21 protein-coding genes, 1 tRNA gene and 1 other RNA gene are annotated in these 24,362 nt (G+C 47.7%); 21 read left to right on the top strand and 2 right to left on the bottom strand.

Annotated features, from left to right (window positions below):
* Positions 1-12: 12 nt before the first annotated feature.
* The 6 genes from trxB (at position 13) to A4U59_RS01800 (ending at position 5,469) form a co-directional block, all read left to right on the top strand.
* Positions 13-969, top strand: a complete 957-nt coding sequence (gene trxB / locus A4U59_RS01830; protein WP_066175445.1) for a thioredoxin-disulfide reductase — start codon at positions 13-15, stop codon at positions 967-969.
* A gap of 337 nt (positions 970-1,306) precedes the next feature.
* Positions 1,307-1,765, top strand: coding sequence for an NUDIX hydrolase (locus A4U59_RS01825; protein WP_066175442.1), 459 nt, complete (start codon positions 1,307-1,309; stop codon positions 1,763-1,765).
* Positions 1,766-1,947: 182 nt separating this feature from the next.
* Positions 1,948-2,829: an RNase adapter RapZ gene (rapZ, locus tag A4U59_RS01820; RefSeq protein ID WP_106406279.1), complete on the top strand. Its 882-nt coding sequence runs from the start codon at positions 1,948-1,950 to the stop codon at positions 2,827-2,829.
* Entirely contained in the window at positions 2,826-3,806 is a 981-nt protein-coding gene (locus A4U59_RS01815) for a gluconeogenesis factor YvcK family protein (protein ID WP_066175437.1), read from the top strand. The genes rapZ and A4U59_RS01815 overlap by 4 nt, the downstream gene beginning before the upstream one ends.
* A 26-nt stretch (positions 3,807-3,832) precedes the next feature.
* Entirely contained in the window at positions 3,833-4,777 is a 945-nt protein-coding gene (gene whiA / locus A4U59_RS01810) for a DNA-binding protein WhiA (RefSeq protein ID WP_066175434.1), read from the top strand.
* Between the two features lie 425 nt (positions 4,778-5,202).
* On the top strand, positions 5,203-5,469 hold the full coding sequence (locus A4U59_RS01800) for an HPr family phosphocarrier protein (protein WP_066175429.1): 267 nt from the start codon (positions 5,203-5,205) through the stop codon (positions 5,467-5,469).
* Positions 5,470-5,508: 39 nt separating this feature from the next.
* On the opposite strand, the gene clpP is transcribed toward A4U59_RS01800, so the two are convergent.
* A complete protein-coding gene (gene clpP / locus A4U59_RS01795; RefSeq protein WP_066175426.1) occupies positions 5,509-6,111 on the bottom strand; it encodes an ATP-dependent Clp endopeptidase proteolytic subunit ClpP in 603 nt (200 codons plus the stop codon).
* A gap of 390 nt (positions 6,112-6,501) precedes the next feature.
* Between clpP and A4U59_RS01790 the strand changes: the two genes are divergently transcribed.
* From A4U59_RS01790 to ssrA, 15 genes are all read left to right on the top strand, one after another.
* Positions 6,502-6,577, top strand: a tRNA-Arg gene (locus tag A4U59_RS01790).
* 420 nt (positions 6,578-6,997) lie between these two features.
* Positions 6,998-7,207, top strand: coding sequence for a hypothetical protein (locus A4U59_RS21590; protein WP_169823891.1), 210 nt, complete (start codon positions 6,998-7,000; stop codon positions 7,205-7,207).
* 681 nt (positions 7,208-7,888) lie between these two features.
* The gene (rpoN, locus tag A4U59_RS01780; RefSeq protein ID WP_066175422.1) at positions 7,889-9,205 is read left to right on the top strand and encodes an RNA polymerase factor sigma-54; all 1,317 of its coding nucleotides are present in this window, start codon (positions 7,889-7,891) and stop codon (positions 9,203-9,205) included.
* Positions 9,206-9,577: 372 nt separating this feature from the next.
* The gene (locus A4U59_RS01775) at positions 9,578-9,829 is read left to right on the top strand and encodes a glutaredoxin family protein (protein ID WP_066175419.1); all 252 of its coding nucleotides are present in this window, start codon (positions 9,578-9,580) and stop codon (positions 9,827-9,829) included.
* A 148-nt stretch (positions 9,830-9,977) separates the two neighbouring features.
* A complete protein-coding gene (locus A4U59_RS01770) occupies positions 9,978-11,006 on the top strand; it encodes a sugar-binding transcriptional regulator (protein ID WP_066175417.1) in 1,029 nt (342 codons plus the stop codon).
* Positions 11,007-11,068: 62 nt separating this feature from the next.
* Positions 11,069-12,076 (top strand): type I glyceraldehyde-3-phosphate dehydrogenase, encoded by a 1,008-nt coding sequence (gap, locus tag A4U59_RS01765; RefSeq protein WP_066175414.1) that lies wholly within the window; start codon positions 11,069-11,071, stop codon positions 12,074-12,076.
* A 146-nt stretch (positions 12,077-12,222) separates the two neighbouring features.
* Positions 12,223-13,407 (top strand): phosphoglycerate kinase, encoded by a 1,185-nt coding sequence (locus A4U59_RS01760; protein WP_066175411.1) that lies wholly within the window; start codon positions 12,223-12,225, stop codon positions 13,405-13,407.
* Positions 13,408-13,433: 26 nt separating this feature from the next.
* Positions 13,434-14,189 carry a triose-phosphate isomerase gene (gene tpiA / locus A4U59_RS01755; protein ID WP_066175408.1) on the top strand — a complete coding sequence of 252 codons (756 nt, stop codon included), beginning with the start codon at positions 13,434-13,436 and terminating at the stop codon, positions 14,187-14,189.
* A complete protein-coding gene (gpmI, locus tag A4U59_RS01750) occupies positions 14,189-15,724 on the top strand; it encodes a 2,3-bisphosphoglycerate-independent phosphoglycerate mutase (protein WP_066175406.1) in 1,536 nt (511 codons plus the stop codon). The genes tpiA and gpmI overlap by 1 nt, the downstream gene beginning before the upstream one ends.
* A gap of 42 nt (positions 15,725-15,766) precedes the next feature.
* The gene (gene eno, locus A4U59_RS01745) at positions 15,767-17,053 is read left to right on the top strand and encodes a phosphopyruvate hydratase (protein ID WP_066175404.1); all 1,287 of its coding nucleotides are present in this window, start codon (positions 15,767-15,769) and stop codon (positions 17,051-17,053) included.
* 335 nt (positions 17,054-17,388) lie between these two features.
* The gene (gene secG / locus A4U59_RS01740) at positions 17,389-17,622 is read left to right on the top strand and encodes a preprotein translocase subunit SecG (protein WP_066175647.1); all 234 of its coding nucleotides are present in this window, start codon (positions 17,389-17,391) and stop codon (positions 17,620-17,622) included.
* 673 nt (positions 17,623-18,295) lie between these two features.
* Positions 18,296-19,039 carry an alpha/beta hydrolase gene (locus A4U59_RS01735; protein ID WP_066175403.1) on the top strand — a complete coding sequence of 248 codons (744 nt, stop codon included), beginning with the start codon at positions 18,296-18,298 and terminating at the stop codon, positions 19,037-19,039.
* Positions 19,040-19,104: 65 nt separating this feature from the next.
* Positions 19,105-21,450, top strand: coding sequence for a ribonuclease R (gene rnr, locus A4U59_RS01730; protein ID WP_066175402.1), 2,346 nt, complete (start codon positions 19,105-19,107; stop codon positions 21,448-21,450).
* A gap of 223 nt (positions 21,451-21,673) precedes the next feature.
* Positions 21,674-22,144: an SsrA-binding protein SmpB gene (smpB, locus tag A4U59_RS01725; RefSeq protein WP_066175400.1), complete on the top strand. Its 471-nt coding sequence runs from the start codon at positions 21,674-21,676 to the stop codon at positions 22,142-22,144.
* Between the two features lie 162 nt (positions 22,145-22,306).
* Positions 22,307-22,660, top strand: a transfer-messenger RNA (tmRNA) gene (gene ssrA / locus A4U59_RS01720).
* Between the two features lie 1,146 nt (positions 22,661-23,806).
* Here the strand turns inward: ssrA and A4U59_RS01710 are convergent.
* Positions 23,807-24,148: a cupin domain-containing protein gene (locus A4U59_RS01710; protein ID WP_066175396.1), complete on the bottom strand. Its 342-nt coding sequence runs from the start codon at positions 24,146-24,148 to the stop codon at positions 23,807-23,809.
* Positions 24,149-24,362 lie beyond the last annotated feature (214 nt).

Genomic DNA, 24,362 nt, shown 5'->3' with positions numbered 1-24,362 from the left:
GAGTGAATTTCTGTGAGTGAAGAAAAAATTTATGATGTCCTAATCGTCGGGGCTGGTCCTGCAGGCATGACTGCTGCTGTATACACCTCCCGCGCAAACCTGTCCACGCTGATGGTTGAACGCGGAATACCGGGCGGACAGATGGCAAACACCGAAGACGTTGAAAACTATCCGGGCTATGAGTCCATCCTCGGACCTGACCTTTCCAATAAAATGTTCGAACATGCGAAAAAGTTCGGTGCCGAGTATGCATATGGCGATATTACAGAAATCGTCGATGGAAAAGAATATAAGACTGTCAAAGCAGGCAACAAAGAATACAAAGCACGGTCAATCATCATCGGTTCGGGTGCCGAGTACAAAAAACTTGGCGTTCCGGGTGAAGATGAACTGGGCGGCCGCGGTGTTTCTTATTGTGCGGTTTGTGACGGCGCCTTCTTTAAAGGAAAAGAGCTTGTCGTTGTCGGCGGAGGGGACTCCGCTGTAGAAGAAGGGGTATATCTGACCCGTTTCGCAAGCAAAGTGACAATCATCCACCGCCGTGATGAATTGCGCGCCCAGAAAATCCTTCAGGACCGCGCATTTGAAAACGATAAAATCGATTTCATCTGGGATACTGTCGTCAAGTCAATCAACGATGAAGGCGGGAAAGTCGGCAGCGTCACGATTGAAAACGTCAAAAGCGGTGAACAGAGCGAGTTCAAAACAGACGGTGCATTCATTTACATCGGCTTGATTCCGCTGAGCAAGCCGTTTTCCAATCTTGGCATCTTGAATGAAAATGGCTACATTGAAACGAACGAAAACATGGAAACGAAAGTACCCGGCATTTTTGCTGCAGGCGATGTGCGTGAAAAAATGCTCCGCCAGATCGTCACAGCTACCGGCGACGGCAGCATCGCGGCTCAAGCTGCACAGCACTATGTCGAGGAATTGATGGAAGAGCTGAAAGCACAGAAGCAGTCCTGAAAAAGCGTAACCCGCTTTTAACTCGTTTGTAACACAGGTGAAATATTTATGGGGTACTATATAAGTAGTAATTGACCCCCCTTTTATTTAATAGACGGTTTTTGACACGGGTATTCCCTTCCCGTGTCCTTTTTTTTGTTCTCAATCATGGACGGAGGGGCGGCGGATTCCCTGAACGTTCCGACCGGGTGTATGGAGGGTGTGCACGTTCACCCTGACGAAAGTCCGTTATGTATTGGATTGTGAGCCCTTATGAAAATATAGTATACTTAGGTGAAGAACCGGCAAAAACCGGCTTATGTCGAAGGGCAGGGTATGGCCTGGAAGAGGTGATATTGTGCAAAGGGTAACAAATTGTGTCCTTTTAAAAGGTAATGAAGTGCTGCTGCTGCAAAAACCGCGCCGGGACTGGTGGGTGGCGCCGGGTGGAAAAATGGAGCCTGGTGAATCCATCAAGGATTCCGTCATACGTGAATTTCGTGAGGAGACCGGCATTTATATCAAGAATCCGAACGTAAAAGGTATTTTTACGTTTATCATAAAAGAAGGGGACAAAGTCGTCTCTGAATGGATGATGTTTACATTTTTAGCGACTGAGTTTGATGGTGAAAGTGTTGATGAGTGCGAAGAAGGCATACTGAAGTGGCAGCCTGCCGATAAGGTGGCCGACCTGCCGATGGCTCCCGGTGACCACCACATCATCGAGTATGTACTGAAAGGCAGCGGTATGATCTACGGGACGTTTACGTACACTCCCGACTTCGAATTGATTTCTTACCGCCTTGATCCGTCTTGAATACCTGGTATCCTGTGGAAGATTATAAATAAATCACTGTTTTTTATAAAAAATAGCCTGGTTATATCCATTGCTGATTTTAAAAGGCAAGCGGAGCAAGTTTTTAAAGCGAATTTTGCAAGACATGCAGATAACTGAATAAGATGACAGTATAACAAGAGTAAGTAAGGGAGGCGGGAATGATGGCTGAAACATCAAACCAGATGGTTGTGATAACCGGCATGTCGGGAGCTGGAAAGTCGGTCGCCATGCAGGCGCTTGAGGACCTGGGCTTTTTTTGTGTCGATAACATGCCGCCGACACTGCTGCCGAAATTCCTTGAATTGGTGAAAGAGTCGCGCACAAAACTGAATAAAGTCGCCCTAGTCATGGACTTGCGCGGCCGTGAATTTTTTGAGAAGCTCAGCGAAGTGCTCGATGAAATCGAATCGGAAGAATGGATTCAGCCGCAAATCCTGTTCCTGGATGCGAATGATTCCGTCCTTGTCCGGCGCTACAAAGAGACACGGCGCTCTCATCCGCTGGCACCTGAAGGGCTGCCGCTTGAAGGGATCAGGCAGGAACGGGCCCTGTTAAGTGATTTGAAAGGAAAAGCCCAGCAGTCGATTGATACATCCGACCTGCGGCCGCGGCAGCTCCGTGAAAAAGTGTTAAAGCGGTTTGCGGACAGTGAGCGGTATAATTTCAATGTCAATATCGTATCATTCGGCTTCAAATTCGGCATTCCGCTTGATGCCGATCTTGTATTCGACGTCCGTTTCCTTCCAAACCCGCATTATATTGATGAAATGCGCCCGCTGACCGGCCTTGACGAAGTCGTCTCCAACTACGTGATGAAATGGCCTGAGACCCAGACATTCGTCAATAAGCTTCTCGATCTGCTCACGTTTATGCTCCCCGAGTACAAACGGGAGGGGAAGAGCCAGCTTGTGATTGCGATTGGCTGTACTGGAGGCCAGCACAGATCGGTGACGCTTGCTGAATATCTCGGGGATTATTTTTCCAAGGACTATGACACACATGTATCACACCGGGAGATGCAGCGGAAGGAACGCGCAAGATGAGCAATACTGAGAACCAGGGCCGAAAAGTAGTTGTAATCGGCGGGGGAACAGGGATGCCTGTTCTATTGCGCGGGCTGAAGGAATATCCATTGGATATTACAGCAATTGTCACGGTTGCTGATGACGGCGGCAGTTCCGGCCGGCTCCGCGATGAGCTTTTCATTCCGCCGCCCGGTGATGTGCGGAATGTGCTGATTGCACTGGCAGAGGTTGAGCCGCTGTTCGAAAGCCTGTTTCAGCATCGTTTTTCCCAGGGGAACGGCCTGTCAGGGCACGCCCTCGGCAATTTGCTTCTTGCAGCCATGACGAATATCACCGGTGATTTCGTCCATGGCATCCAGGAGATGAGCCGGGTTTTGAATGTGCGGGGGAAAGTGCTCCCGGCCGCCAACCAGAGCATTGTGCTGAATGCGGAACTGGAAGACGGGACGATCGTAAGCGGTGAATCGAACATTCCCGCCTCTGGCAAAAAAATTAAACGCGTGTTCATCACTCCTGAAGATGTGGAGCCTTTATATGAAACGCTGCAGGAAATCAGGGAAGCGGACATGATTTTGATCGGTCCGGGAAGCCTGTATACTAGTATCCTTCCGAATTTGCTCGTGCCTAAAATCGGCGAGGAGTTGACCGCCTCAAAGGCACGGAAGGTGTACGTGTGCAATGTCATGACCCAGGCCGGTGAAACGACGGATTACACCGCCAGCGACCATGTGAAGGCCTTGTATGACCATTTGCACCAGCCGTTTATCGATACAGTCATTGTCAACGATACGCTCGTACCGGAAGAAATTCAGGCCCTATATGCAGAAGAAGAGGCAAAGCCGGTGCTGAGCGATAAAAGTGGACTGCAGACGCTCGGCTGTGAAATCATCAGTGACGGTATCATCGAATATGACCGAAATGTCATCCGGCATGATGCAAAAAAAATTGCAAAGCTCATTTATGAAATGATTACAAAGGGAAGACCTGAGGGGTAACAGCTCTGTATAGAGGGGGTGAAAAGATGTCGTTTGCTTCAGAAACAAAGAAAGAACTGACAACGCTTGAACTGGATGAAAATTGCATGAAGCCTGAACTGGCGGCACTCATCCGCATGAATGGCTCCCTGTCATTCACGAACCAAAAGCTTGTCCTTGACGTACAGACGGAAAATGCGGCCATTGCCAGGAGGATGTACACATTGATTAAACGCGGCTACGGCGTTCCTGTCGAGCTGCTTGTCCGGAAGAAAATGCGGCTGAAGAAAAATAATGTATATATTGTCAGGCTGAAAGAACAGGCCCGGGAAATCCTTGAGGACCTTGCCATCCTTGAAGGGCAATTTTCATTCACCCATAAGATCCCTGCAAAGTTCACGAAAAAGAAAGCTTGCAAACGCGCCTATTTACGCGGTGCTTTCCTGGCAGGAGGATCCATAAACAACCCTGAAACGTCATCATACCATTTGGAGGTTTTTTCATTATATAGGGAACATAACCAGTCCTTGTGTGATCTCATGAATATGTTTGACCTGAACGCGAAAACACTTGAGCGGAAGAAAGGGTTTATCGTGTATTTGAAGGAAGGGGAAAAAATTTCCGAATTTCTGAATATCATCGGTGCCCACCAGGCGCTTCTCCACTTTGAAGATGTACGGATTGTCCGGGATATGCGCAACTCGGTCAACCGCCTTGTAAACTGTGAAACCGCAAATTTAAACAAAACAATCGGCGCAGCATTACGCCAGGTTGAAAATATAAAATTGATCCGGGATACGATCGGGTTTGAGGCTTTGCCTGACAAGCTCAGAGAAATCGCCCGGCTCCGCCTTGAATACCAGGATGTAACCTTGAAAGAACTCGGTGATATGCTCGAAAACGGAAAAATCAGCAAATCAGGCATCAACCACCGGCTGCGTAAATTGGATCAGATTGCCGAAAAGATAAGAATGGGTGAACCCATTTCTTGATGCTACGCGTATATAAAGGTGTGCACCATCAGAGATTGGCGGCTACAGCATCCGCTGACGAGTCTGATGATGCACGGTTTTCCGAAAAAAGACAGCGTTTTCTTTTAATGGGTAAGAAAGGTTTTAAGCACAATGTCCAGCTGCGAGCTCTAGCGGCTATCGTCGTAAGCATTGCCGCCCCATGAAGGGAAAAAGTGCCTTTCCTGGTGCGGCCCTGCTTATGCATACGCCGGTTAGCGGGCGCCTTGCACTTTTCTTGTCGAACTGGACAAAACCGCAAGACTTACACGGTGAAACGGCTGCAGAGAGCAAGCGGCTTTTAAGGCGTTTTATTCAGCTTTGACAGAGCCTTTATGGCAGTGGAATTTCAAATAGAAATAGATATTTTTGCATAGGCGGAGAGAATCGAAAGGGAGGAATCAGTGGTGGTTGAGAGACAAATTGTAGTTGAACTTGAATCGGGGCTTCAGGCCAGGCCGGCTGCACTGTTTGTACAGGAAGCGAACCGGTTTGATTCAGACGTTTTTGTAGAAAAAGACGGAAAGAAAGTGAATGCAAAAAGCATAATGGGCATCATGAGCCTTGCCGTTGCCTCCGGTGCGGAAGTCACCTTGCAGGCAGATGGAAAAGATGAGGAGCAGGCGGTCGAAGCCCTTTCGGCATTTGTGGAAAAGAAAGACTTGAAATCATAAATGCAAAAGCCCGGCGGGAAGGCCGGGCTTTCAGTTTGCTTACTTTTTGTCTTCAGTTGTCGGCGGGTTGCTGATGACTTTGTCGATCAAGCCGTATTCTTTTGCAGCCTCGGCTGTCATGAAGTTATCACGGTCTGTATCGCGTTCGATCACTTCAAGCGGCTGGCCTGTGCGCTCGGACAAAATCTGGTTCAGCTTTTCGCGCATTTGCAGGATACGCTTAGCGTGGATTTCAATATCGGCTGCCTGACCCTGTGTTCCGCCGAGCGGCTGATGGATCATGACTTCACTGTTAGGCAGGGCAAAACGTTTGCCCGGCTCGCCTGCTGCCAGCAAGAAAGCACCCATAGAAGCGGCCATGCCGATGCAAATTGTTGATACATTCGGCTTAATGTACTGCATTGTATCGTAGATGGCCATGCCGGCAGTAATCGAACCGCCCGGGCTGTTGATATAAAGAGAAATATCCTTCTCCGGATCTTCAGCGGCCAAAAACAGCAGCTGGGCCACAATCGAATTGGCAACATTGTCGTCAATTCCGCTTCCCAGCATAATGATTCGATCTTTCAACAGGCGGGAATAAATGTCATAAGCACGTTCCCCGCGATTCGTCTGTTCAATGACTGTAGGAATCAAATTCATATTCCTCATCCTCCTAACACCTTAGTTTTTAAGTGAAATCCGCTATGTACTTTGGATGCTTACCTCCATCATACAATTTTGGTCAATAAAGGTCAAAAGAAACCGTTCGACCAAATTTTTAACCGGCAGCAACTGCCGGCCTGCCTAACCTATCAGCCGAAAACCTCCATATACTTACCTAATTCAGCATACCCTCTCGCACCCGATTTAAACGTGGAATTGTTGCTGTACTGCAGGATATGCCCGGGTTGGATTCGGGGAGGCACGGTAATTGCCTGGCAATTGCCAGGCAATTTTATCCGCCAGGAATCAAATTGAAAATCCCCCTTGCAAAGGGCTGGTATTTTTACTATAATAAATGAGTCGCTGGATTTCCGAGTGACATAGTTTGCCCCCGTGGTGTAGATGGATAGCACGCGAGATTCCGGTTCTCGTAGGGTGGGTTCGAATCCTGCCGGGGGCGCCATACTACATATAACAAACAGCTGCCGATTGGCGGCTTTTTTTATTGGCACGGAGATAAAAAGCCAGACGGGGATTGTCCAGTTCCAGCGGCTATCGTCATAAGCGGTGATCCCTCCAGAAGGAAAGAGCACCTCCCTGCGGGTATCCCCGCTTATGCGTACGCCGCTAAGCGGGCGCCTTGCGCATTTGTTCCCATATAGGGAGTATAAATTGTCAGCAAGGGAGTATTTCGATGCAGCGGTCAATTTTAAGAATATAGATAAGGGCAACTACGCCTCTGTCTTCGCCTAAAGACTCGCCAATCGGCGAGTTTTCTTTATAGGAACGTCTTGATTGCCGGGCAAGGCGGGGATTGCCCGGGTGCCCGGCCGGGAACCGCATGAAAAGGAACCGGTTCGGCGTGAAAAGTCTGGAGTATGGCGTGAAAGCGGCGGTTTGGCGTGAAAATCACGGTATTGCGCGTGAAAGGGCCGGGTGCTGGCGTGAAATGTTGGCGGTTTGGCTTGAAAAAGAGGGCATGTGGCGCGAAAGCTATCAATTTCGAGAAAAACGATGGATGATTTCTGCTTGCTTCCCCTCATACTCACTCTTATTCCGGAAAAAGTCATGCAAATTGAGCTTTATCCGCTAATTTTCATGTTATGGGACGCTTAAAAACCAGCAATTTATTTGAAAATAGGCTCGTCCCCCTAGCATTCCCATTTCTAAAACCAGCAATTTATCTTTTCCAATGTTCCCCGATCACAGAACCGCATATAATACCGCCGCACGATAATCTATCATACTGCAACGCGAAACAGTACAAAAGCACCATTCCTGCGAGTCCAACTATAAAAGATATGCATATTCACCTTCAGATATCCCGCATGAGCCCTACTTTGTGAATTTTTTAACTTTTTTATCGGAAACGGTTGCAATCCAAAAGTCCCTGTTATATAATTCATTCAAATATAACCTAACCTCTTGTGCGGATGTGCAGGGGGTTTTATTTTTTCTGAAGGCAGCATCGGATAACCGGTGCTGCTTTTTCAATGTGTTCTGGATAAAAAGCGAGAAGGGAGTCATCCAGCTCCATGCGCCAGCGGCTATCGTCATAAACGGTGACCCCCTCCCAAAGGAAAGGCACCTTCCTGCGGGTGCCCCCTTATGTGTACGCCCTAAGCGGGCGCCTTGCACATTTGTTCATTTCTGAGCGGTCGAATATGCAGTTCTTATATACACCAGAGGGTAAATCTTCACACTTCCTCAATCATTTCCATTCAAACTATACATAAAATAGTGTAAAATAGAGGTCGGATGGGGAGGTTATTGTATGGATTTAGGTCTATTTCAACAACAGACGCTTAAGCTTGTTATGACGAATGAGTTACGGCAGGCAATCACGCTTCTTCAGTATTCTGCAGTCGAGCTGCAGGAGTTTGTTGAGGAGCAGGCGCTTGAAAATCCTCTGATCGATCTGGCGGAGCAGGCATCTGCGGCTGAACCGGTTTCTATGGGCAGCTACAGCGGGAACGGGCGTAAGAGCGAACAACATAATCCTTTTGATTTTATAAGCAGCAACGAAACAAGCCTCCGGGATTATTTGCAGGAGCAGATTTCCTATCAGAAACTTTCAAGTGATATAAAGAAAGCGCTGTCATTTTTGGTGGATTCATTGGATGAAAACGGGTACTTATCTGAACCGCTTGAAACCGCTGCCGCCAAAACAGGCGTTTCTATGGAAGATACAGAGGCTGCGCTTGAGATTTTGCACACGCTTGAGCCGGCCGGTGTCGGTGCGCGTGATCTGGGCGAATGCCTTTTTATCCAGCTTAAGCAGCTTTATCCGCGGCATTATCTTGCTGAAAAAGTGGTGTCGGAACATCTTCAGGACTTCGCTTTTAAGAAATGGCGTGAATTGGCGAAGAAGCTGGATACTGACCTGCAGGCGCTTCAAGATGTGTATGATGTAGTCCAGGGTCTTAATCCGAGGCCGGGTGCCCTATATGCCGGCGACAAGCCGAGATATATCGTGCCGGATATAACCGTGCGCCGAAACGGTATGCATTATGAAATCACAATGAACGACCAGTATACACCGCAAATCAATATAAACAGGCAATATCAAAATTACATTCACGATAACAGCAAGTCAGAAGAAGCGAAGTATATCCAGAATAAATTCCAGCAGATGGTCTGGCTGATTAAATCGATTGAACAAAGAAGATCGACACTCCTCAAAGTGATGTCCGTCATCCTTGAGCGGCAGGAAGACTTTTTTGAAATCGGTCCTCAGCATTTAAAGCCGATGACGCTACGGGAAGTAGCTGAAGAGGCAGATATCCATGAGTCGACGGTCAGCCGCGCGGTTAAAAACAAATATGTCCAGACACCGCACGGGTTGTTCGAACTGAAGTATTTTTTCACAGCCGGATTGAAAACGGCTACTGGAGCAGAAGCCTCTGCTGAAGTTGTTAAAGAGATGGTCAAAGGATTAATAGATAAAGAGGATGCGAAAAAACCTTTTTCAGACCAGAAGCTGGTTGAAGCACTTCAAAAGGAAAAAGGGATCGTCGTTTCCCGTAGGACGATTGCGAAATACCGGGAACAAATGAATATCCCGTCCTCATCGAAACGGAAACGATTTTAAAAAAACCCGCATTAAAAGAAACGGGTTGAATGGCAAAAATTCAATACACGGCGGAAATTTTAGGTCTTAGCAAGCTCGGAGTATTGAAAACCTCCGAGCTTTTTATATATTGAGATAGTTAACATTAGACCCTTTTAGGCAATAAATCTGGAGGGGCTCGCTTTCCGCGGGCGAAAACGTGATGTACCAACTGAGTGGATTGGAGCGGAAGGCATGGACGCTTCGAAAAGCTCCGCACTTTCTTCGTTGGAGGATAATTCGAAGGTTCCTACTATTCAATACTGCCCGATATAACCTGAAGTCCGAACTGGATTACATCTATAATAAAAGGTAAAATGAAAAACAGGTGATTCCGGAAAGAGAGGGGCTCATATGGCTGTTCCGCACGTTATTTTATATACGAGAGAAAATTGCCCGTTATGTGATGGGGCAAAACGGGTAATAGAAGAATTGTACGAAGAAGTCCCGTTTACGCTGGATATAACAGACATCCATTCCGACGACCGTCTGCTGGAAACGTACCAGTTGATGATTCCTGTCGTGAATATCGACGGTCGCGATGCCTTTTTTGGCAAAGTTGTGAAAAGCGAAATAAGAAAGCGTTTGCTTACAAAACAACAGTAAATAATGATTGAATAGCCAAAGGAACGGTGTTAGAATACATTTTGTAAGAACGGTATATTTTTTTCGGCTAATCGGGACACAATATGACTTGCCGGGACATTTTAAGTCCAAGGGAGCAGGCCAGTTAACCAGTAAGGAGTCATTGATTATGCGCTCACTGATTGACATCCAAAAAAAATTATTGCCTGATTTGCTGAAGGTTATGCAGAAGCGTTATCAGATTCTTCAATATCTGAAGTATATGCAGCCGATCGGAAGGCGGGCGCTGTCGATAAGCCTTGGGCTGACAGAACGGACGCTGCGCGGCGAGGTTTCTTTCTTAAAAGATCAAGGGCTCATTTCTGTCGCTGCCGGAGGCATGACGATCACGGCAAGCGGCGAAGAAGTGCTTGATGAGCTGGAAGAGACGATGCGGGAAGTGGCTGGCATTGGAGCGCTTGAATCAAGAATTAAAGAGCTTCTCGGTCTGGCTGAAGTGACGGTAGTACCCGGAAACAGCGATGAAGCCCCGTGGGTCCAGCAGGAAATGGGCAGAGCTGCAGTAGGCCGAATGAAAAAGAGGCTTAAAGCGGATGATATTGTAGCAGTAACAGGCGGGACAACAATGGCAGCGGTGGCTGACATGATGACGCCTGAAACAATTGCCGGCGATGTCTTGTTCGTGCCGGCGCGCGGCGGGCTTGGGGAAGATGTGAAAAATCAGGCCAACAGCATTTGCGCGCAAATGGCTGAAAAGTCGGAAGGTCATTACCGTCTTTTGCATGTGCCTGAACGCGTCAGTGATGAAGCGTATCGCTCAATGATTGCCGAACCTTCAATAAAAGATGTGTTAGACCTTATTAAATCGGCAAATATGGTAGTGCACGGGATCGGCGATGCCATGATGATGGCAAAGCGGAGGAAGGAGCCGGCCGATACGCTGCAAAAGCTTCAAGACAGCCGGGCTGTCGGGGAAGCATTCGGATATTATTTTGACCGGTCGGGCAGGATTGTCCATAAAGTAAGGACAATTGGAATGCAGCTAGATGACCTGGGCAAAGTAGATAATGTCATAGCAGTCGCAGGCGGCACATCAAAAGCAGGTGCTATTGCAGCCTTCATCAAACAGGGCCAGAATTCTTCCCTCGTCACGGACGAAGGGGCAGCAAAAGCGTTATTAAGGGAACTTTCCCTTTAATATAGAATCAAATCTTTACCCTCAAAAAATAACCTACAGGTGCATTTAAGGAGGAATTTTAAATGGCAGTAAAAGTTGGTATTAACGGTTTTGGACGTATTGGACGTGTTGTTTTCCGCGCAGCGCTTAACAATCCGAACGTAGATGTGGTTGCTGTGAACGACCTTACAGATGCAAACATGCTTGCACACCTTCTGAAGTATGACTCAGTTCACGGAACTCTTGATAAAGAAGTATCTGTAAACGGAAGCAATATTGTTGTGGATGGAAAAGAAATCAAAGTAACAGCTGAACGCGATCCGGCACAGCTTCCTTGGGGAGACCTCGGCGTGGAAGTTGTTGTGGAATCAACAGGCCGCTTCACACAGCGTGCAGATGCAGCGAAGCACCTTGAAGCAGGGGCAAAGAAAGTTGTCATTTCTGCTCCGGCAAAAGAAGAGGACATCACAGTGGTGATGGGCGTAAACGAAGACAAGTACGATCCGCAAAACCACCATGTCGTTTCAAACGCTTCTTGCACAACAAACTGCCTTGCGCCGTTTGCGAAAGTGCTTAACGACAAGTTCGGCGTGAAGCGCGGCATGATGACAACTGTTCACTCTTATACAAATGACCAGCAGATCCTTGACTTGCCGCATAAGGACTACCGTCGTGCCCGTGCAGCAGCTGAGAGCATCATTCCGACAACAACTGGCGCTGCAAAAGCGGTATCCCTCGTTCTGCCTGAACTTAATGGCAAGCTGAACGGTATGGCTATGCGTGTTCCGACTCCAAACGTTTCCCTTGTCGACCTTGTTGCCGAGCTTGACAAGAACGTGACAGTCGAAGAAGTGAACAGCGCGCTTAAGGAAGCTGCAGAAGGCGGCCTCAAAGGCATCCTCGGCTACAGCGAAGATCCGCTTGTATCCCGTGACTACAATGGAAATACTTACTCTTCCACAGTAGATGCGCTTTCCACTATGGTGATTGAAGACAACATGGTGAAAGTCATCTCCTGGTATGATAATGAAACGGGCTATTCAAACCGTGTAGTCGACCTTGTGGACTACATCGCCCAAAAAGGACTATAATAAAAAATAGTTTAACACCATCTTTTTAGGGGAGAGGGGATATATCCCCCTCCCCTTAGGTATGCATTGCCTGTCAAGTGCCAGGCAATTGCCAGGCAATTCCCCGGCACGTGCCGGGCACTCTCGAACAAGGAGGCCAATTTCGCATGAACAAGAAAACGGTAAAAGACATTGATGTAACAGGTAAACGCGTATTTTGCCGGGTGGATTTCAACGTCCCGATGGAGCATGGGAAGATTACAGATGACACCCGTATCCGTGCGGCTCTTCCTACGATTCAGTATTTGAGCGAGCAAGGTGCGATCGTCATTCTGGCCAGCCACCTCGGCCGCCCGAAAGGAGAAGTCGTCCCTGAGCTTCGCCTTGATGCTGTTGCCCAGCGTTTGAGCGATCATCTTAACAAAGCAGTCCTGAAAACAGATGAAGCTTATGGTGATGAAGTGGACAAAGCAATTTCCGGAATGACAGGCGGCGATGTGCTGCTGCTGGAAAACGTCCGTTTCTATCCGGGTGAAACGAAAAACGACAAAGACCTTTCCAAGAAATTTGCAGATCTTGCTGACATCTATGTGAATGACGCATTCGGCGCCGCACACCGTGCTCACGCATCGACAGCGGGCATTGCCGAGCATATTCCTGCAGTCGCAGGTTTCCTGATGGAAAAAGAGCTTGAAGTACTGGGCGGAGCCCTTTCCAATCCGGAACGTCCGTTTACGGCGATCATCGGCGGTGCGAAAGTCAAGGACAAAATCGGCGTGATCGATAATCTGCTTGAGAAAGTGGACAACCTGATCATCGGCGGCGGCCTTGCTTATACGTTCATCAAAGCCCAGGGCTACGAAATTGGTAATTCACTGCTTGAGGAAGACAAAATCAATCTAGCGAAAACGTTCATGGAAAAAGCCGAAAAAGCCGGCGTGAACTTCATAATGCCGGTTGACGCGGTTGTTGCTGACGATTTCGCGAATGATGCAAATACGAAGATTGTAGATATCGATAACATCCCGGCTGATTGGGAGGCACTTGATATCGGTCCGAAGACAATTGAAAAGTACCGCGATGTGATTCTAGGATCCAAGCTGGTCATCTGGAATGGTCCGATGGGAGTCTTTGAATTAGAATCGTTTGCCAGTGGTACGAAAGAAGTCGCGAAAGCGCTGGCTGACGCGAAGGATACATTCACCGTCATCGGCGGCGGCGATTCTGCTGCTGCGGTTGAGAAATTCGGCTATGCGGATGCGATGAGCCATATGTCAACGGGCGGCGGCGCATCGCTTGAATTCATGGAAGGCAAAGAGCTTCCAGGCGTAAAAGCACTTAACGACAAGTAATACCTGATTAGGAAGGTGAAAGCGAAATGCGTAAACCGATCATTGCAGGAAACTGGAAAATGCATAAAACACTGGGTGAAGCTGAAAGCTTTGTGAGCGAAGTAAAGGGCCAGATTCCGTCTGCAGACAAAGTGGATGCGGTTGTCTGTGCACCTGCCCTGTTTTTGAACAAGCTTGTTGAAATGACAAAAGGCACTGACCTTCGTGTCGGCGCCCAAACCATGCATTATGAGGAAAGCGGTGCGTTCACGGGTGAAATCAGCCCGGCGGCATTGAAAGACCTCGGCGTGCAGTATGCGGTAATTGGACACTCTGAGCGCCGCGAGATGTTCAATGAGACAGATGAAACGGTGAATAAGAAGACGCATGCAGCATTCAAGTATGGCATCACACCTATCGTCTGCGTCGGTGAGACACTTGAACAGCGTGAAAGCGGACAAACAAAAGATGTTGTGACCGGCCAGGTCAAAAAAGCGCTTGAAGGCCTTACAGAGGATCAGGTGAAAGAAACCGTCATCGCTTACGAACCAATCTGGGCGATCGGAACCGGCAAGACAGCATCTTCCGAAGATGCCAATGAAGTATGCGGACAAATCCGCACCCATGTTGCCGAAATCTTTTCACAGAGTGCAGGCGATGCAGTCCGCGTTCAGTACGGCGGCAGCGTAAAACCTGCTAACATCAAAGAGTTGATGGAACAGCAGGATATCGACGGTGCGCTTGTCGGCGGGGCAAGCCTTGAGCCGCAATCCTTCCTGCAGCTTTTGGAGGCAGTTAACTAATGGCAAAAAATCCAGTAGCACTTATTATTCTCGACGGCTTCGGCTGCCGCGAAGAAACAAAAGGAAATGCTGTCACCCGGGCGAACAAGCCGAATTTTGACCGCCTGTGGAAAAGGTATCCGCACAGCCAGCTGACGGCACATGGCGAGGCGGTAGGCCTTCCGGAAGGGCAAATGGGAAACTCGGAAGTCGGCCATCTGAACATCGGAGCCGGACGCATTGTGTATCAGAGCCTGACAAGAGTGAACCTGTCCATCCGCCAGGGGGAATTCGAAGAAAACCCGACATTCGTAAGGGCGATTGAAGATGCGAAAAACAAGGGAAAAGCCCTCCATCTGTTCGGATTGCTGTCCGATGGGGGCATTCACAGCCACATCAACCATATGTTCTCCCTGCTCCGTCTGGCTGCCGAACATGGCCTGAAAAAGGTGTACGTCCATGCATTCCTTGACGGGCGCGATGTCGGCCCGCAAACAGCAGGCACCTATATCAAGCAAACAGAAGAACTGATGGCAGACCTCGGTGTCGGCGAAATTGCAACAGTATCCGGCCGTTACTATTCCATGGACCGCGACAATCGCTGGGACCGGGTCGAAAAAGCGTACCGCGCGATGGTATACGGAGAAGGCCCTTCTTACAACACGCCGATGGAAGTCATCGAGGATTCCTATGAAAATGGCATCCATGATGAGTTCGTCCTGCCGTCTGTCATTAAAAAAGAGGACGGGACACCGACAGGAACAGTAGAAGACGATGATTCAGTCATCTTTTACAATTTCCGCCCGGACCGGGCCATCCAGATATCGACCGCATTCACGAACAAGAACTTCAAAGATTTCGACCGCGGTGGAAAACATCCGAAGAACCTCCATTTCGTCGCACTGACCCATTTCAGTGAATCTGTCCAGGGTTATGTGGCATATGAGCCTGTCAACCTTGACAATACGCTCGGTGAAGTACTGTCCAGAAACGGCAAAAAGCAGCTCCGCATCGCGGAAACTGAAAAATATCCGCACGTCACGTTCTTTTTCAACGGCGGCCAGCATGTTGAATATGAAGGGGAAAACCGGATCCTGATCGATTCTCCGAAAGTGGCAACATACGACTTGCAGCCGGAAATGAGTGCCTATGAAGTGACAGATGCATTGGTGAAAGAAATCGAGGCGGAAAAACACGATGCGATTATCCTGAACTTTGCAAATCCGGATATGGTCGGCCATTCCGGCATGATGGAACCGACTGTCAAAGCGATTGAAGCGGTGGACGAGTGTCTTGGCCGTGTCATTGACGCCCTTGAAGCAAAAGGCGGAACAGCCATCATCACAGCCGACCACGGCAATGCCGATGAAGTGATGACGCTTGAAGGCAAGCCGATGACAGCCCACACGACATCACCGGTTCCGGTCATCGTGACGAAAGAAGGAATCGAGCTCCGCAATGACGGCATTCTCGGCGACCTGGCCCCGACGATTCTTGAACTGCTTGGCATAGACAAACCGGAAGAAATGACCGGTAATTCGATCATCAAAAAGTAAGTGTACAAAATCATTTTTTCATAAAAAAGGAGAGATTGAAGCATGTCTGTAATTATTGATGTATATGCACGCGAAGTCCTTGACTCCCGCGGCAATCCGACAGTTGAAGTTGAAGTCTATACGGAAACCGGCGCAATGGGCCGCGCCCTTGTCCCAAGCGGCGCGTCAACTGGTGAATATGAAGCAGTTGAACTCCGTGACGGCGACAAAGGCCGTTACCTTGGCAAAGGCGTATCCCAGGCGGTAGCCAACGTGAACGAAAAAATCGCTCCTGAACTGATCGGTTATGACGCAATCGACCAGGTTGCAATCGATAAAATGCTGATCGACCTCGACGGATCTGAGAACAAAGGCAACCTCGGCGCCAATGCCATTCTTGGCGTGTCCATGGCGGTTGCACGCGCAGCTGCGGACTTCCTTGAACTGCCATTGTACCAGTACCTTGGCGGCTTCAATGCAAAAACATTGCCGACACCGATGATGAACATCCTGAACGGCGGCGAGCATGCGGACAACAACGTCGACATCCAGGAATTCATGGTCATGCCTGTAGGCGCTCCGACATTCAAGGAAGCACTTCGTACAGGTGCGGAAATCTTCCATGCGCTGAAATCTGTCCTTAAGAGCAAAGGATACAACACTGCAGTCGGTGACGAAGGCGGCTTTGCCCCGAACCTCGGCTCGAACGAAGAAGCTCTTTCTACAATCATTGAAGCGATTGAAAAAGCCGGCTATAAGGCAGGGGAAGAAGTTATGCTGGCAATGGATGTCGCATCTTCAGAGCTTTACGAAGACGGCAAGTATAACTTCAAAGGTGAAGGCGTGACCCGCACTTCTGAAGAAATGGTTGATTTCTATGAAGAGCTTGTCAACAAATATCCAATCATCTCCATTGAAGACGGCCTTGATGAAAACGACTGGGACGGCCACAAAATGCTTACCGAGCGCCTTGGCAGCCGCGTACAGCTTGTTGGGGATGACCTGTTCGTCACGAACACGAAGAAACTCGAGCAAGGTATTGAAAACGGCGTCGGCAACTCAATCCTCATCAAGGTCAATCAGATCGGTACACTTACTGAAACATTTGATGCAATCGAAATGGCCAAGCAAGCCGGCTATACAGCTGTCATCTCCCACCGTTCCGGTGAAACGGAAGACACAACGATCGCCGACATCGCAGTGGCAACGAACGCTGGCCAGATCAAAACAGGGGCACCTTCCCGCACAGACCGCGTAGCCAAATACAACCAGCTGCTCCGCATCGAAGACCAGCTCGGTGAAATGGCCCAATACCTCGGCAAAAAAGCATTCTACAATGTGAAACAGTAATTGCATTACTTAACCCCCGCTCCGGTGGGGGTTTTGTTTTGTAATTGTGACCTGGAATAACCTCCAGAACAGTCAAAATGCCAGGCATTAACCCACTAGATGACCCCCCAGAGAATGCCTGGCATTAAAAGAGCACCAACCAAAAGCCGGCAAACCAGCCTCCCAGCTCGATTCACCACTGCAGTAACACATTGCCTGGCAATTGCCAGGCAATAAAAAAGCACTGAATCCCGCCGGTGTGCCCGTGCACGGCATACTTTCCCTATTGTCCTTGCACCCATAATATGCTACATTTATTGTATGGTATTGTGCGCATTTAGGAGGTGTAGGTTGTGCTGCATACGATTTCAGTCATCCTTTTAGTATTGGTCAGCCTGGGGCTGATCACGATAGTTCTATTGCAATCCGGTAAGAGTGCCGGCCTTTCCGGAGCGATTTCCGGCGGTGCAGAGCAATTATTCGGCAAGCAAAAAGCACGCGGCATTGACGCTGTGCTTCATCGTATAACAATTGTTTTATCGGTATTATTTTTCGTTCTCACAATTGCAGTAGCTTATTTTGGTGCATAACTAGAGACGGACAGCAGGGCGATTGCCCTGCTGTTTTTTCGTTGCCAGATAAAACCGGAGGTGACGTGCTGTGGCATCTACGGGAGCGGGTGCACCGTTTTAAAATGTTTCACTTCCGCGTGAAAACGGCCCTGAATGGCGTGAAAACTTGTATACGGCGTGAAACCCATCCGTTTTGGCGCGTAAATGCAGTGACTTGGCGCGAAAAATGAACCAATCGGCGTGAATATTGATGCATTTGGCGTGAAACCCGGGGCAAACGTTTTTGATTCAACTCACGAGTAAGCTTGGTTAGAACCTATGCAGCCTTTCACATACATTTTGCAGATTTTTTACTGATTTTCACCCCTTTTCAACGATAAAAAAGAGTGAATTTGCATGCGAACGTTCGCAATGAGGCTGATAGTGGGTTCAAAACATCAAATCAGGGAGCCGCCGTACGGTGAAGTTTTTTAACATCAATGTTTTGAGCAGAGGACTTAAGCTGCAAACGTAAAAACCGTGCTTCTTATACATACCTTAACGATTATATCAGCATGTTTTCGGGAATAGTTGGTAAAGGGAAAACGGACGGTACAAGTGTATCTTTAGACGCTGTTTTACATGAAAGGTACAATTGATAATTAGAGACTAAACATGCATTGATTCACGAAAAATAAGGAGACGAGTTGTTATGAAAATTGTTGCACCTAAACCATTTACATTCGAAGGCGGCAAGCGCGGGGTGCTGCTTCTTCACGGTTTTACCGGCAATACCGCTGATGTGCGGATGCTCGGGCGCTTTTTGCAGAAAAAAGGCTATACGGCACATGCCCCTCTCTACAGGGGTCACGGTGTTGAACCGGAAGAGCTGGTGAAGTATACTGCCGAAGACTGGTGGCAGGATGTACTTGACGGCTACAATCATCTGCAGGAAACCGGGCATGAGGAAATTGCTGCTGTCGGACTGTCTCTCGGCGGTATTTTCTCTTTGAAACTGGGTTATTCTAAACCTGTGAAAGCTGTCATTCCGATGTGTTCACCGATTACGCCGAACTATGACCGCATGACAGGCGGAATTCGCCGCTTTGCACAGGAGTATAAAAGCAAGGTCGGCAAAAGTGAAGAGGAAATCAAAAAGGAAATGGAAGCATTCGAGGGAACAGAGGAAGAGACGCTGAGAAGCCTGGATGAACTTATCCGTGATGTCCGTTCCCATATCGATATGATTTACGCACCGACATTCGTGGTGCAAGGCAGGCTCGACCATATGATCGATCTAGACAGTGCGAATATCATCCATGATGAAGTCGAGGCGCACAATAAGAAGCTCAAATGGTACGAAGAGTCCGGCCATGCCATCACGCTTGATAAACAGCGGGATGAAGTTGAACAGGATGTATATGAGTTTTTGGAAGAATTGGACTGGTCTGAATAAAGGCCGCAGGCTGCCGTCTTAAAATCGTTGCGGCAGATCTCCAATTTACATAAGGAGGGAAGCTAATGGAGACAGATCAGCGTATTGAACAGCTGTTATCGTTTATGAGAGAAGAAGCATATAAGCCCCTGACTGTGCAGGAGCTTGAAGAAGCGTTTGGCATTGAGGACGCTGCTGAGTTCAAGGAATTTGTAAAGGTGCTTGTCCAGATGGAGGAACAGGGGCTGATTGTACGGACGAGGAGCAACCGCTACGGCATTCCGGAAAAGATGAACCTTCTGCGCGGAAAAGTCATCAGCCATGCCCGCGGTTTTGCGTTTGTAAAGCCTGACCAGGAAGGGATGGAGGATATTTTCATTCCCCCGAATGAAGTGAACAGCGCCATGAACGGTGACAAGGTCCTTGTGCGTGTGAGTCCGCGCCAGTCGGGTTCGAGGCAGGAAGGCGTCATTATCCGGATTCTTGAGCGCGGTGTTAAGCAGGTTGTCGGAACCTACCAGGAAAGCCGCAACTTCGGGTTTGTACTTCCGGACGACAAACGGATCACAAATGATATCTTTATTCCGAAAGGATCTACGAATGGAGCCGTTGACGGCCATAAGGTAGTTGCCAAACTCGTCAGCTATCCGGAAGGGCGCATGAGCGCGGAAGGGGAAGTCATCGAGGTCCTCGGCCATAAAAACGATCCCGGCATCGACATTTTATCGATAATCTACAAGCATGGGCTTCCGGGAGAATTTCCGGAAGAAGCGATTGAACATGCGAATTCTGTTCCGGAGGAAGTCCCTGAAGAAGAAATGAAAAACAGGCGCGACCTCCGCGACCAGACCATTGTCACAATCGACGGGGCAGACGCTAAGGATCTCGATGATGCCGTGACGGTGACGAAGCTTGATAACGGGAACTATAAGCTCGGCGTCCATATTGCCGACGTATCCCATTATGTGAAGGAAGGCTCGCCGATAGATGTGGAGGCATACGAACGCGGCACGAGTGTTTATCTCGTCGACCGCGTCATCCCGATGATTCCGCACCGGCTTTCCAACGGCATCTGCAGCTTGAATCCGAAAGTGAACCGCCTGACGCTCTCCTGCGAGATGGAAATCAATCCGCAGGGCGAAGTCGTCAATCATGAGATTTTCCAGAGTGTCATTAAAACAACCGAGCGGATGACCTATTCGAATGTGCGGAAAATTCTCGAGGACCGCGACGAAGAAGTGATGGAACAATATAAAGATCTCGTGCCGATGTTCGAACTTATGGGTGAACTGGCAGGTATCCTGACGAAAAAGCGGATGGCGCGCGGCGCAATTGACTTCGATTTTAACGAAGCGAAAATCATCGTCGATGAAGACAGCCATCCGACAGATGTGGTCCTGCGGGAGCGCTCAGTTGCAGAACGGCTTATCGAAGAGTTCATGCTGGCTGCCAACGAAACGGTAGCTGAGCACTTCCACTGGATGGACGTGCCGTTCATTTACCGTATCCATGAAGACCCGAAGGAGGAAAAGCTGCATAAGTTCTTTGAGTTCATCACCAACTTCGGCTATGTCGTGAAAGGCTCTGCCAACGACATCCATCCGCGGGCACTGCAGCAAATCATTGAAGAGATCGAGGGAACACCGGAAGAAACGGTCATATCGACTGTCATGCTCCGGTCGATGCAGCAAGCGAAGTACTCTCCGGAAAGCCTCGGGCACTTCGGGTTGTCAGCCGAATTTTACACGCATTTCACCTCGCCGATCAGGCGTTATCCTGACTTGATCGTCCACCGCCTGATCCGTGAATATCTTATCAATAAAAATGTTGATGAGAAGACGCGGAATCACTGGAACGAGAAGCTGCCGGAAGTCGCCGATCACACTTCGGAAATGGAGCGCCGTGCGGTAGATGCCGAACGGGAAACCGATGATTTGAAAAAAGCCGAGTATATGGAAGATAAGATCGGTGAAGAGTTTGACGGCATGATCAGTTCAGTGACCAACTTCGGGTTATTCGTCGAGCTGCCGAACACGATAGAAGGGCTTGTCCATGTCAGTTACCTGACAGACGATTATTACCGCTATGATGAGCAGCATTACGCAATGATCGGGGAACGGACCGGCAAAGTGTTCCGCATCGGGGATGAAATAACAGTCCGTGTCATCAACGTAAATAAAGATGAACGCGCAATCGACTTCGAAGTCGTCGGAATGAAAGGAACACCGAGGCGGCGAAGTGGAGAAGCGCCAAAAGTGATTCAAAGCGGAAAGCGCGGCAAAAAAGACGGCGCCAAGCCTGGAAACGGAAAAGAACCGGGCAAATCCAAGAAAGGCCGCGGGAAAGCCAAAGCGGCCCAGGGCAAAAAAGGCAGCGGCAACAAGCCGTTTTACCAGAATGTCGCCAAGAAGAAGAAGAAAAAGCGCAAGTAAATGGATGGAGCAGCTGATTGTGACGATCAGCTGCTCTTGTGTTTGGTATCACTTTTAAACAAACGTTTATTTAGCTGCCAGTCCCTTCAACCATCAAAGGCTGTATCATGTTTAAACAAACGTTTATTTAAGCTGTGAGAAAGCTCGCAGCCTGCGGTTTCCTTTCATTCAAGAACTCGTTTTGATATAATATAAGTTACGGTTAGACGAGGAGGCAGAAGACATGGCACGAGGAGATAACAATGTATTAGCGCAAAACCGTAAAGCGAGGCATGACTATCATGTTGAGGAAACGTTCGAGGCCGGCATCGTCCTGCAGGGAACCGAAATCAAATCGCTCCGGGCCGGAAAGGCGAATTTGAAAGACTCGTTCGCCCGCGTTGAAAACGGGGAAGTGTTCCTTCATAACATGCATATCAGCCCGTACGAACAGGGAAATCGTTACAACCATGATCCGCTTCGCACGCGCAAGCTCCTGCTTCACAAAAAGGAAATCAACAAGCTGATCGGGCTTTCGAAAGAAGAGGGGTACACACTCGTACCGCTTAAGATGTACATCAAGCACGGCTATGCGAAAGTGCTGCTTGGCGTCGCAAAAGGCAAGAAGAAATTCGATAAGCGTGAAGACTTGAAGCGCAAAGAGGCAAAACGTGAAATCCAGCGGTCTGTAAAAGAGAAGCTGCGCGGTCTGTAAAAAGGAATTTCCACTTATCGGCAGAAACTTTCCGCTTAAAAGACTTGAAAATAAGAACAAATGTGCTATAATAGGTATTGTCGTTGATATAAACAACGCGCATTGATAACCGAATATAGATCATAAGCTGATCTATCCGTTTCGGTTCTCCACTTCTATAATGGGGACGATCCGGATTCGACAGGGGTAGGTCGAGCTTAAGTTGCGAGCCGAGTCGGCAATCTCGTAAAACTGCCAACGCCTATAACTGGCAAAGAAAACAATTACGCATTAGCAGCGTAAGCTAGCTAATGGATCCTCCCTCCATCGCCCGTGTGGTAGGGTCAGGGTCCCAAATTAAGCGGGCTACGCCGGATTCCACCGTCTGAGGATGAAGGAAGAGAACAATCAGACTAGCTGCACGGAAGCCTGTCGATAGGCCGAAGTGTCAGTGAATCGCTAATATATCGACTACGCTCGTAGATACTTAAGTGCCGATGCTTCTGGACGTGGGTTCGACTCCCACCGTCTCCACCAAATACATATTTGGTGGTTTTTTATTTTGCACGCACGACTTTGATAATAAAGTGGACTCCTGGATCCTGATTGGCGGGATCTGCAAAAAGTTTAACCATAAAAATAGGCGATGTGAAATCACATCGCCCAAGTTCCATTGCTCAATCATAATCGGTTTGTGGCATCATTTTATTTACTTTTCGGCGGTGTCAATAAACATTGATATATGAATAAACCTTTACTTTTTAATAGCTTATTATACATGCTCCTTTGTGCACTGAGGCGCGGCACACACTGCTGTCTTTTTCTATAGAAAAACGTGTGAAAGCAAAAATCCAAAAAATACGAATGCCGTAATATAGTGAAATCTCCTTCTTCTCCCCGAAGCTTTCCATCTTCGTAACAAACCACTGTATAATAGAACGATGAGAATGCTGATTGCGACACTCCCGCTTATTGTTTTGGCTCTCCAAAGATGTTCCATATGTGCATACACCATAATCGCTGCATGAAATAAGATTAGCAAGGAAGCAGTTACTGCGATAGGGATATGATATGTCATCATTTTTTTAGAAATTTTCGCAAGCTTAACTTTCACATTTCTGATTTTGCTTTTTCGGATGAGGAGGAATACGAAATACATATTGATGTTTATTAGAATTAAAATAAATGCTATATGTGCAACTAATTTCCCTAACAATATAGCATTGGAATCATATCCTTGATACGTACTCCACAATACAATGATGAAGACCGTTATGATATTTATCGTTAGCCACCGTGCAATCATCATATCCCTCCGATTTTAATCCAATATAACACACTTAAAAGTAAGTTCCTTTTTCGGCTCATGAGACTTTAGGCATTAATCTTTTTTAGGATTGGAAGGAGGGTACACATAAATGGCTAAAAATTATGGATTGCATTGAGCATACCAAAAAAACCAACTGAAAATGGGTACTATAATAGGGTGAGCGAAGATACATGTATTCTCACCCTATTACTAAACAATGTTGTTTATACGAAGCAACATTGTGGCATTAGCTTTAAACCGGGGTGTTGATTTCTGCTGCAAGGGCTCGCTTTCCGCGAGGGGGGCGGGCGCTGAGTTATACTTTGCTGCTGAAAAACAACATTGAACTTTAACCAAACAATTAAATATGATTATTAAATATTTTGAGCGTATTGATCATTAGGGATTTTATTTAGCATGACATATAAGCTTACGTTTGATGAACCATTATTGGTAAATGCAAATTCTTCATTGCCATCAAAGACAAGGGCATCATCCTTTTGTGCAGGAACTTCTTTTCCGTCTATTGTAAATGCACCTTCCCCTTGTAAAACAAGTAAATAAACATTTGTGCCCGGATGCTTATGTGCAGGCAAAGATTGACCAGGCTCAAAGTTAAGAACAAATACAGTGCTTTCTTCTTCTTTAAAAATAATTCGTTTCGTAAACTTTTCGTTATTAAATTCAACATATTCGGTAAGGTTTTGTTTTTTCATTTTAAAATCCTCCCCATTAATAGTTTTAAAATTTTGAACTCTATTTCAGTATGTTTTTCCCGTCATAATGTAATTTAACCGTTTATTTACTGAAAGAGGTATAGTCGCGGTTACAACGTTAAGATTTTTGATACACTACAACGATACTGTTTTAGAAATAGGCTCTGTTAAACGTTAGTGTTGATTTCCGTTGCAGGTACCCGATTTCACCAAA

Origin of the sequence: Bacillus marinisedimentorum, from assembly GCF_001644195.2 — a bacterium.
GTDB lineage: Bacteria > Bacillota > Bacilli > Bacillales > Bacillaceae_O > Bacillus_BL > Bacillus_BL marinisedimentorum.
Note: the sequence above shows the minus strand (reverse complement) of the source record. Positions and strands in the feature narration are given on the sequence as shown.